Genomic DNA, 1,597 nt, shown 5'->3' with positions numbered 1-1,597 from the left:
GTATAGGTCGTCGCGTCGGCTGACGTGATGTAGATGTGCGTCGACTCGGTATCGAGCACGTTGAGACCGAGATCAAGCACCCGATCTTGAACGACATTTGCCATGGCTCATTGCCTCCTTTAGCCGCCAGCCAGCGCCAGCGCCTGGGCGCGGGCCTCGGCTTCGGTGCCGCTGCCGCGGATCACCCAGACGTAGGTGTAGGTGGTCTGCGCGGGCTCGCCGTTGGCGTCCTTCAGCACCGGGTGCTTACCGTCGACGACGTCGACCTTTTCGTAAGCCACCCAGACGTAGCTGCCGTCTTCCTCGGGTTTGGCGCGCCGCTCCACGCGGGCGCGATCTCCAAAATCAATTAAGCGACCATCGTCGCGCTCGACTACGTCGACCATTTCTCACCTCTTGGTGTTGCTGATGGATGGTTGGTTCGCGGCAGGCGCAGCCCGCCGAATTCAGGCGTTCACAGGCACATCGGGCCGCGCCGGCGGCTCGATGCCGTGTTTCTTCAGCTCGCTGGACAGCGCGTCGATGTGATCGTTGAGACCGGAGATCTCGCGGTTCAGTTCCGCGATCTCTTCGTTCTGCGATTCCACCGTGCGGCGAAGCTCGGCGATCTCGTTGCGCAGCTCGCGCACCTCGGCGGTCTGCTCCGCCAAGGCCTGCGTGTAGTGCTTGACCAGACCGGCCACCGCTTCGCTGATTGCGGTCTGGACGTTCGGCTCCGACTTCTCCCTGGCGATCGCCACCGCCGCGGACGTCTTGAACCGATTGATCAGAACGTTTCCGCCCACGGTGAGCCCGACACCGATGGCGGCGCATACCGGCCCGACAAACTCGGGCCGCTCGATGAATTCCAGCATTTCGCCCCTACCCCGAAGGCCAACGCCCGGCGCACCGCGCGCCGGCCGGCCGCTATCGTCGAAATGCCTTCGCGGCGATCACCAGCGCCGCCGAGGGCGGGCCGACATAGAACAGCGCCTGCAGGATCGCGTGTTCGGTCTCTTCGAACTTGCCGGGAAGCTTCGCCACCTCCCACGAGCCGACGACGTGCGGCTGCCACTCCAGCCACGGGACCACGTAGAGCCTCAGCACCGGCACCAGGTGCCAGCTGCAGGAGTCCAGCACGATCATCGCGACGTGGAACGCGAACGACATCGCGATGATGAAGCCGGCGATGCCGTAAGGCCCCCACGCGCCCTGGCTCTTCTGCACGTCTCGTTGCGATAGCGCGTGGTGTTGTCGGCGTGGATGTCGGTGACGGTCTTGCCGATCGTCCCCAGCACCGCATTGAGGCCGCCGGAGACGATCTTGGCGATGATCTCCCACATCGCCCCTACTCCGCCGGCTTCGGCTTGAAGATGATCGAGCGCGCCCGCGAGAGAATGAACAGCACCGCCACCGCGGAGATGACGCCGGTCCAGAACTTGGCGTCTGGCCCGAGGTACTGCTGCAATTGCTGCGCCTTCTCCTGCACCGACGGATCAGCGACGAAGCTGGCGATGTCGTCCGCGTGGTCGATCGCCTGCGATAGTCCGACGACCGCATAGCCGCTGAGGATCGTCAGGCTCTTGGCTGCGGAGATCCACAGCGCCTTGAACGGCGC

General features: G+C 64.7%; 4 protein-coding genes. All 4 read right to left on the bottom strand.

Features of this window, described 5'->3' with window-relative positions:
• Positions 1-119: 119 nt before the first annotated feature.
• A complete protein-coding gene (locus DYI24_RS26330) occupies positions 120-386 on the bottom strand; it encodes a hypothetical protein (RefSeq protein WP_164574402.1) in 267 nt (88 codons plus the stop codon).
• 60 nt (positions 387-446) lie between these two features.
• Positions 447-854, bottom strand: coding sequence for a hypothetical protein (locus DYI24_RS26325; RefSeq protein ID WP_164574401.1), 408 nt, complete (start codon positions 852-854; stop codon positions 447-449).
• A 52-nt stretch (positions 855-906) separates the two neighbouring features.
• Positions 907-1,206 carry a hypothetical protein gene (locus DYI24_RS26320; protein WP_164574400.1) on the bottom strand — a complete coding sequence of 100 codons (300 nt, stop codon included), beginning with the start codon at positions 1,204-1,206 and terminating at the stop codon, positions 907-909.
• A 121-nt stretch (positions 1,207-1,327) separates the two neighbouring features.
• A partial coding sequence (locus tag DYI24_RS26315) for a hypothetical protein (RefSeq protein ID WP_164574399.1) occupies positions 1,328-1,597 on the bottom strand: 270 nt, incomplete at its 5' end.

This window comes from Rhodopseudomonas sp. BR0C11 (genome assembly GCF_010820945.1).
GTDB classification, from domain to species: Bacteria; Pseudomonadota; Alphaproteobacteria; order Rhizobiales; family Xanthobacteraceae; genus Rhodopseudomonas; species Rhodopseudomonas palustris_H.
This window is presented reverse-complemented; position numbering and strand designations above follow the sequence as displayed.

Coding starts and splice junctions, on each gene's coding strand:
- DYI24_RS26330 (WP_164574402.1), bottom strand. CDS start 386: ATGGTCGACGTAGTCGAGCGCGACGATGGTCGCTTAATTGATTTTGGA.
- DYI24_RS26325 (WP_164574401.1), bottom strand. CDS start 854: ATGCTGGAATTCATCGAGCGGCCCGAGTTTGTCGGGCCGGTATGCGCC.